This window comes from Enterobacter sp. WCHEn045836, from assembly GCF_003965585.1.
GTDB classification, from domain to species: Bacteria; Pseudomonadota; Gammaproteobacteria; order Enterobacterales; family Enterobacteriaceae; genus Enterobacter; species Enterobacter dissolvens.
Window position 1 is genome coordinate 92,375 of record NZ_RXPT01000018.1, and the last position, 8,001, is coordinate 100,375.

At 53.9% G+C, this 8,001-nt stretch carries 7 protein-coding genes and 1 riboswitch; of the genes, 5 read left to right on the forward strand and 2 right to left on the reverse strand.

Annotated elements, in window-relative coordinates; translation table 11 throughout:
- The first annotated feature begins 126 nt into the window (after nucleotides 1–126).
- Nucleotides 127–1,044 (forward strand): DNA-binding transcriptional regulator OxyR, encoded by a 918-nt coding sequence (gene oxyR / locus EKN38_RS20825; protein ID WP_014833742.1) that lies wholly within the window; start codon nucleotides 127–129, stop codon nucleotides 1,042–1,044.
- On the opposite strand, the gene sthA is transcribed toward oxyR, so the two are convergent.
- On the reverse strand, nucleotides 1,027–2,427 hold the full coding sequence (gene sthA, locus EKN38_RS20830; protein WP_014833741.1) for a Si-specific NAD(P)(+) transhydrogenase: 1,401 nt from the start codon (nucleotides 2,425–2,427) through the stop codon (nucleotides 1,027–1,029). The two genes, oxyR and sthA, sit on opposite strands and share 18 nt — an antisense overlap.
- A 196-nt stretch (nucleotides 2,428–2,623) precedes the next feature.
- On the opposite strand from sthA, the gene fabR reads away from it, so the two are divergent.
- Both fabR and EKN38_RS20840 read left to right on the forward strand, forming a co-directional pair.
- Nucleotides 2,624–3,271: an HTH-type transcriptional repressor FabR gene (gene fabR, locus EKN38_RS20835; RefSeq protein ID WP_080019579.1), complete on the forward strand. Its 648-nt coding sequence runs from the start codon at nucleotides 2,624–2,626 to the stop codon at nucleotides 3,269–3,271.
- Nucleotides 3,271–3,630 carry a YijD family membrane protein gene (locus EKN38_RS20840; RefSeq protein ID WP_008501783.1) on the forward strand — a complete coding sequence of 120 codons (360 nt, stop codon included), beginning with the start codon at nucleotides 3,271–3,273 and terminating at the stop codon, nucleotides 3,628–3,630. Before fabR ends, EKN38_RS20840 begins: the two co-directional genes overlap by 1 nt.
- A gap of 49 nt (nucleotides 3,631–3,679) precedes the next feature.
- Here the strand turns inward: EKN38_RS20840 and trmA are convergent, their stop codons facing one another.
- Entirely contained in the window at nucleotides 3,680–4,780 is a 1,101-nt protein-coding gene (gene trmA, locus EKN38_RS20845; RefSeq protein WP_014833739.1) for a tRNA (uridine(54)-C5)-methyltransferase TrmA, read from the reverse strand.
- A 104-nt stretch (nucleotides 4,781–4,884) separates the two neighbouring features.
- Nucleotides 4,885–5,061, forward strand: a riboswitch (cobalamin riboswitch).
- Nucleotides 5,062–5,126: 65 nt separating this feature from the next.
- Here trmA and btuB point away from each other — a divergent pair.
- Entirely contained in the window at nucleotides 5,127–6,965 is a 1,839-nt protein-coding gene (btuB, locus tag EKN38_RS20850; protein ID WP_063426701.1) for a TonB-dependent vitamin B12 receptor BtuB, read from the forward strand.
- Complete coding sequence (gene murI / locus EKN38_RS20855; protein ID WP_014833737.1) at nucleotides 6,910–7,761, forward strand: glutamate racemase; 852 nt, start codon at nucleotides 6,910–6,912, stop codon at nucleotides 7,759–7,761. Before btuB ends, murI begins: the two co-directional genes overlap by 56 nt.
- Nucleotides 7,762–8,001: the final 240 nt, after the last annotated feature.

An 8,001-nucleotide genomic window follows, 5' to 3' on the forward strand; every position in this document is an offset into this window, starting at 1 on the left:
GTCAAGGGTCAAACCCGTGCCGCCTCGTCTATGTGGTGTATTATTCAACAGAATGCTTGATAGGGATAATCGTTCGTTGCTATGCTATCTATCGCCATGAACTATCGTGGCGACGGAGGATGAATAATGAATATTCGTGATCTTGAATACCTGGTAGCGTTAGCCGAGCATCGCCACTTTCGCCGTGCGGCAGATTCCTGCCACGTCAGCCAGCCTACGCTGAGCGGTCAGATCCGCAAGCTGGAAGATGAGCTGGGCGTGATGCTGCTGGAGCGCACCAGTCGTAAAGTGCTGTTCACTCAGGCGGGTTTGCTGCTGGTGGATCAGGCGCGCACCGTGCTGCGCGAGGTCAAAGTGCTCAAGGAAATGGCAAGTCAGCAAGGGGAGACCATGTCCGGCCCGCTGCATATTGGCCTGATCCCAACCGTTGGTCCGTACCTTCTGCCGCACATCATTCCGATGCTGCACCAGACGTTCCCGAAACTCGAAATGTATCTGCATGAAGCGCAAACCCATCAGCTGCTGGCACAGTTAGATAGCGGCAAGCTCGACTGCGCCATTCTGGCGCTGGTAAAAGAGAGCGAAGCCTTTATCGAAGTGCCGCTGTTTGACGAGCCGATGATGCTGGCGATCTACGAAGATCACCCGTGGGCGAACCGCGATCGCGTGCCAATGGCCGATCTTGCCGGTGAAAAGCTGCTGATGCTGGAAGATGGTCACTGCCTGCGCGATCAGGCGATGGGCTTCTGTTTTGAAGCGGGTGCGGATGAAGATACCCATTTCCGCGCAACCAGCCTGGAAACGCTGCGCAATATGGTGGCGGCGGGAAGTGGTATTACGTTGCTGCCTGCGCTGGCCGTGCCGCGCGAGCGTAAACGTGACGGTGTGGTTTACCTGCCGTGCATTAAGCCAGAGCCGCGTCGTACCATTGGGCTGGTTTATCGCCCGGGATCACCGCTGCGCAGCCGCTATGAGCAGCTGGCAGAGGCCATCCGTGGTGCGATGGATGGCCATTTTGACAACGCGTTAAAACAGGCGGTTTAAACCGTTCAGCGCGGCGACCCGATAGGCTTCCGCCATGGTCGGGTAGTTAAAGGTGGTGTTAACGAAGTACTCAATGGTGTTACCACCCCCTTTTTGCTCCATTATCGCCTGGCCGATATGAATGATTTCCGCCGCGCGTTCACCAAAGCAGTGAATACCGAGGATCTCTTTCGTCTCGCGATGGAACAGGATCTTCAGCGTTCCCACGCTCATGCCCACAATTTGCGCCCGCGCCAGATGTTTAAACTGGGCGCGACCCACTTCGTAAGGCACCTTCATGGAGGTCAGCTGCTGCTCGGTTTTCCCCACGGAGCTGATTTCCGGAATGGTGTAAATCCCTGTCGGAATATCTTCGATCAGATGCGCCGTCGCTTCGCCTTTTACCAGCGCCTGCGCCGCAATGCGCCCCTGGTCATAAGCCGCGGATGCCAGGCTCGGGTAACCAATCACGTCACCGACCGCGTACACATGCGGCAGGGCAGTCTGGTACATGCTGTTGACCTTCAACTGACCACGACTGTCCGTTTCCAGACCGATGTTTTCCAGCGCCAGTGAATCGGTATTACCGGTACGGCCGTTAGCATACAGCAGGCAGTCGGCTTTCAGCTTTTTGCCAGACTTCAGATGCATGATCACACCGTCGTCGCAGCCTTCTATTTTCTCGTACTCTTCGTTGTGGCGAATCACCACACCGCTGTTCCAGAAGTGGTAGGAGAGCGAGTCTGACATCTCCTGATCAAGGAAAGCCAGCAGGCGGTCGCGGGTGTTAATCAGATCAACTTTGACATCCATTCCGCGGAAAATAGACGCATATTCACACCCGATCACCCCCGCGCCATAGATAATCACATGGCGAGGTTCATGGTGCAGGCTGAGGATGGAATCGCTGTCGTAGATGCGCGGGTGTGAGAAATCCACATCTGCCGGATGATACGGGCGGGAACCACAGGCGATAACAAATTTTTCAGCGGTCAGGGTTTCAACCGAACCATCGTGACACTCCAGTGCCAGCGTGTGTTCATCCACAAAATGCGCATTGCCCTGAAGAATTTCGCAGTGGTTACGCTCGTAAAACCCCTGACGCATTCGTGTCTGTTGGTTAATAACGGTATCTGCGTGATTCAGGATATCGGCAAAAGAGGAACGAAGAAGTCGGGAGTGGTCGCTGTAAAGAGGGTTCTGGTTAAATTCAATAATGCGGCTAACGGCGTGGCGGAGGGCTTTGGAAGGGATGGTGCCCCAGTGGGTGCAACCGCCGCCAACATTATGGTAGCGCTCTATAACCGCTACTCTGGCTCCCTGTTTCACCAGTCCCATAGCAGCGCCTTCGCCGCCGGGGCCGGAACCAATAACTATTGCGTCGTAATCGTAGGAATGTGGCATGGCAAGGCTTACCTGTTCTTATACATAAAAGCAACAGAATCATAACATCATTGCCAGAGTAACCCAATTATCGTTGTGCTTTTTTCCGGCAGTGGAGCACAAAGCGCGCGTAAACAATCATTCACAAAGCCAGACAAACAGATTAATTTTATTCTCTGGTATAGTGCCATCAGGCCTTTGGAAGGATTCAACTATCGTGATGGGCGTAAGAGCACAACAAAAAGAGAAAACCCGGCGTTCGCTGGTGGAAGCCGCATTCAGTCAACTGAGTGCTGAGCGGAGTTTTGCCAGTTTGAGCCTGCGTGAAGTCGCACGCGAGGCCGGGATTGCGCCAACGTCCTTCTACCGCCATTTCCGTGATGTGGATGAACTGGGTCTGACCATGGTCGACGAGAGCGGGCTGATGCTGCGCCAGCTTATGCGCCAGGCGCGGCAGCGTATCGCAAAAGGCGGCAGCGTGATCCGCACCTCCGTGTCGACCTTCATGGAATTTATCGGCAACAACCCCAACGCCTTTCGCCTGTTGCTGCGCGAGCGTTCAGGGACGTCAGCGGCATTTCGTGCCGCTGTCGCGCGTGAAATTCAGCATTTCATTGCGGAACTTGCCGACTATCTTGAACTCGAAAACCACATGCCGCGTGCATTCACAGAAGCGCAGGCTGAGGCAATGGTGACGATTGTGTTCAGCGCAGGTGCCGAAGCGCTGGATGTCAGCATTGAACAACGTAAGCAGCTCGAAGAACGACTGGTATTGCAGCTACGGATGATCTCCAAAGGCGCATATTACTGGTATCGCCGTGAACAAGAGAAACTGGCACATCAAACCGAGAGTGAAGGTGAGTAATGAAACAGTCAGGTCAGGATAAAGGGACGCTGTTGCTGGCATTGATCGCTGGCTTATCCATTAATGGCACGTTTGCCGCTATTTTTAGCTCAATCGTACCCTTCTCTATTTTCCCGCTCATCGCACTGGTGCTGACAGTTTACTGCCTGCATCAGCGTTACCTGAACCGCACCATGCCGGTTGGGTTACCGGGTCTGGCCGCTGCCTGCTTTATTCTGGGCGTGTTGCTGTACAGCACCGTGGTACGCGCCGAGTACCCGGATATTGGCTCTAACTTCTTCCCTGCAGTACTGTCTGTTGCGCTGGTGTTCTGGATCGGCTCTCGCATGCGCAGCCGCAAGAGCCAGTTGCCAGAATAAGATGTGGGGTTGTGTAGGCTGGATAAGCGAAACGCCATCCGGCACAACATTACCGTGCGGTAAGTAAGACGCCACACTCCATATGGTGGGTATACGGGAACTGATCGAACAGCGCCAGACGTTCAACCTTGTGCGTCTGGCTTAATGTTTCCAGGTTCTTGCACAGCGTTTCCGGGTTACAGGAAATGTACAAAATACGCGGGTATGCCTGCACCATCTTCTCGGTTTCGCTGTCCAGGCCGCTGCGCGGCGGATCGACAAAAATCGTCTCGCACTGATAGCTCTTCAGATCGATCCCCTCAAGACGGTTAAACTCGCGCACACCGTTCATGGCCTGCGTAAACTCTTCTGCTGCCATACGAATAATCTGCACGTTGTCGATATGGTTGGCGGCAATGTTGTACTGCGCGGCCGCAACGGACGGTTTGGCAATTTCCGTCGCCAGTACGCGCTCGAAATTGCGCGCCAGTGCCAGCGAGAAGTTGCCATTCCCACAGTACAGCTCAAGCAGATCGCCCTTTGACCCTTCGGTCGCTTTCAGCGCCCACTCCAGCATTTGCACGTTCATCGCCGCGTTAGGTTGGGTGAAGCTGTTCTCTACCTGACGGTAAACCATCTCTTTTCCTGCCACCGACAGGCGCTCATCGATGTAATCCTGATCCAGCATGATTTTGGTTTTTGTCGCGCGGCCAATCAGGTGAACGTTGATGTTTTGCGCCCGCAGCGCATCGCGCAGCGCTTCTGCCTGCTCGCGCCACTCGTCATTAAGCGCCTTGTGGTACAGCAGAGAGACAATGGCCTGATTGCTTTGGGTGGTCAGGTAATCAATCTGGAACAGCTTGTGGCGCAGCACAGGATTGTTGCGGACTCCTTCAATCATTAACGTCATGAGCTGGTTAATCAACTCACTCGCCGCCGGGAAGCTGTCTACCCGAATACGCGATTTGGTCTGCTGATCGAAAATGATGTGGTACAGGTCGTCGCCATCGTGCCAGATGCGGAACTCAGCGCGCATACGGTAGTGGCTGACGGGCGAACGGAACACCTCAGGAACGGGCGCGTTGAACGGCGTCATCATACTTTGCAGGCGGACAACTTTCTCTGCCAGCTGTGCGTCGTACTGTTCTGTCGGGAGGTGTTCGGGGGTCATGATGCGTCCTGAGTGATAAAGAATTACGCGGGGATTGTAGGGATTGTGCGGTGGATGTCCAGATTTAATGGCTAATAGCTATCTGGACATCTATACGTGTCTAATTGTAGCATTCTGTTTCCGGTCTCCTGAGAGTGAAAAGGGAATCCAGTGGAAATCTGGAGCTGACGCGCAGCGGTAAAGACTGGCGGGATGAGAGTTGTAGACACTGTGAAAATGGGAAGTCTTCATCCGTATAACGCCACCTAGCCCGAAGACCTGCCGGGATCACGTCGCATTTGGTTTCATCATCGCGTGCTATAGATGAGGCCTGCGGCATCCTTCTTATATTGTGGATGCTTTAACAATGATTAAAAAAGTATCGCTGTTGACGGCGTTGTCCGTCACGGCATTTTCGGGCTGGGCGCAGGATAGCGCTGACTCGTTGGTGGTGACAGCAAATCGTTTTGAACAACCTCTTAATACCGTTCTGGCGCCCACGTCTGTGGTGACGCGTGATGATATTGAACGCTGGCAATCCACGACCGTTATCGACGTTATGCGCCGCCTGCCGGGTGTGGATACCGCGCAAAACGGCGGAATGGGGCAGTCTTCTTCACTCTTTATTCGTGGCACTAACTCCAGCCATGTTCTTATCCTCGTCGACGGGATCCGCCTTAACCAGGCTGGTGTTACGGGGTCGTCCGACCTCAGCCAGTTCCCTATCGCGCTGGTGCAGCGTATCGAATACATTCGTGGCCCGCGTTCGGCGGTGTATGGCTCCGATGCGATTGGTGGCGTTGTGAACATCATTACCACCCGCGCCAAGGACGGTACGACTCTGAATGCAGGCGTAGGCTCGCATGGTTACCAAAATTATGGCGGCAGTACGCAGCAGACGCTGGGTGACTCCACGCGTGTGACGCTGGCTGGTGATTACACGTATACCAAAGGCTTTGACGTGGTGGCGGACGGCAACAACGGCGGCGTTCCGCAAACCGATCGTGACGGCTACATGAATAAAACGATCTACGGTGCGCTTGAGCATGCGTTCTCCGATCAATGGAGCGGCTTCGTTCGCGGGTATGGCTACAGCAACCGTACTGCCTATGACAATTATTACAATCCAAATGTGCTTGTTGATACCCGTCAGTTATATAGCCAGACCTGGGATGCCGGAGTGCGCTTTAACGACGATATCTTCCATTCGCAATTGCTTTCCAGTTACAGCCACAGTAAGGACTTTAACTACGATCCGCATCTTGGGCGTTATGACTCCACGGCGACGCTGGATGAAATCAAACAGTACAACGTTCAGTGGACAAACTCTGTGGACGTGGGCCACGGTAATATCGGCGCGGGTATCGACTGGCAGAAGCAGAGTACTGAACCTAACACCAACTACGTGTCGAATGCCTACGACATTCGCAACACGGGCGTCTACCTGACCGGGTTGCAGCAGTTTGGTGAGGTCACTCTGGAAGGGGCGGTTCGCAGCGACGACAACTCACAGTTTGGTCGCCACGGCACCTGGCAGAGCAGTGCAGGCTGGGAGTTTATTGACGGTTATCGTTTCATTGCCTCTTATGGCACAGCCTATAAAGCACCGAATCAGGGGCAACTCTATGGCTCTTACGGCAATGACCGTCTTGAGCCTGAAGAGAGTAAGCAGTGGGAAGGTGCGTTCGAGGGGCTTACCGCAGGTGTGAACTGGCGTGTGTCGGCTTATCGTAACGATGTTGAGAACCTGATCGACTTCAACAATAACCTAATGGAGTTCTACAACGTCGGCAAGGCACGTATTAAAGGTGTCGAAGCTACTGCCTCGTTTGATACTGGCCCGGTCATGCATACTGTCGGTTATGACTATGTTGATGCCCGCAATGCGGCAACCAACCAGCTGCTGGACCGCCGTGCTAAGCAGCAGGTGAAGTACCAGCTTGATACCCAGATCTATGATTTTGACTGGAGCCTGACTTATCACTACCTGGGTACGCGCTACGATACCGACTTCGGTACCTGGCCGAGTCAGAAGGTCAAAATGGGCGGGGTAAGCCTGTGGGATGTCGCAGTTTCATATCCTGTCACCTCTCACCTTACAGTTCGTGGTAAAATAGCCAACCTGTTCGATAAAGATTACGAGACAGTTTATGGCTACCAAACTGCAGGACGGGAATACACCTTGTCTGGCAGCTACACCTTCTAATCCGCGTCCCACCGTGCTGGTATTTGATTCCGGCGTCGGTGGGCTTTCGGTCTATGATGAGATTCGGCATCTCCTGCCGGATCTCCATTATATCTACGCCTTCGATAACGTCGCTTTCCCTTATGGGGAGAAGAGTGAGGATTTTATTGTTGAGCGTGTCGTTGAAATCGTCACCGCGGTACAGCAGCGTTATCCCCTGGCGCTGGCGGTCATCGCCTGTAATACCGCAAGCACGGTATCGCTGCCAGCCTTGCGCGCAAAATTTCAGTTCCCGGTTGTGGGTGTCGTTCCTGCTATAAAGCCAGCTGCGCGTCTGACGGCGAATGGCATTGTGGGTCTGCTGGCAACACGCGGCACGGTGAAGCGCCCTTATACGCGTGAACTTATCGACCGTTTTGCCAATGAATGCCAGATCGCGATGCTCGGTTCAGCAGAGCTGGTGGAGATGGCTGAAGCGAAGCTGCATGGCAAGACGGTGCCACTTGAGGAGCTGCGTCGTATTCTTCGCCCGTGGCTGCGTATGCCGGAACCTCCGGATACCGTCGTACTGGGCTGCACTCACTTTCCGCTCTTACAGGAAGAATTGTTAGAAGTACTGCCGGAGGGGACGCGTCTGGTGGATTCCGGTGCGGCTATTGCCCGTCGTACTGCCTGGCTGCTGGAACATGAAGCGCCGGATGCCAAATCTGCCGATGCGAATATCGCTTTTTGTATGGCATTAACAACTGAGACTGAGCAACTTTTACCCGTTCTGCGCCGTTATGGGTTTGAAACGCTCGAAAAACTCGCGCTGTAGCACGGTTTTGAGCAAAAAAGAGACGGTTGAACGTTTTTTTTTAAAGAGGGGTTGTCAACGTCTGAGAACTCCCTATAATGCGCCTCCACTGACACGGAACAACGGCTTGCAAGCCGCCGGGTTAGCGGGGTTCAGAGATGAATGCCGACAGAGAAAAGTGAAAATAATCACTTGACTCTGAATGAGGAAAACGTATTATACGGGACCTCGCAACGGTGAGCGAAAGCCGCGTTGCACTGC

Coding starts and splice junctions, on each gene's coding strand:
- oxyR (WP_014833742.1), top strand. CDS start 127: ATGAATATTCGTGATCTTGAATACCTGGTAGCGTTAGCCGAGCATCGC.
- murI (WP_014833737.1), top strand. CDS start 6,910: ATGGCTACCAAACTGCAGGACGGGAATACACCTTGTCTGGCAGCTACA.
- btuB (WP_063426701.1), top strand. CDS start 5,127: ATGATTAAAAAAGTATCGCTGTTGACGGCGTTGTCCGTCACGGCATTT.
- trmA (WP_014833739.1), bottom strand. CDS start 4,780: ATGACCCCCGAACACCTCCCGACAGAACAGTACGACGCACAGCTGGCA.
- sthA (WP_014833741.1), bottom strand. CDS start 2,427: ATGCCACATTCCTACGATTACGACGCAATAGTTATTGGTTCCGGCCCC.
- EKN38_RS20840 (WP_008501783.1), top strand. CDS start 3,271: ATGAAACAGTCAGGTCAGGATAAAGGGACGCTGTTGCTGGCATTGATC.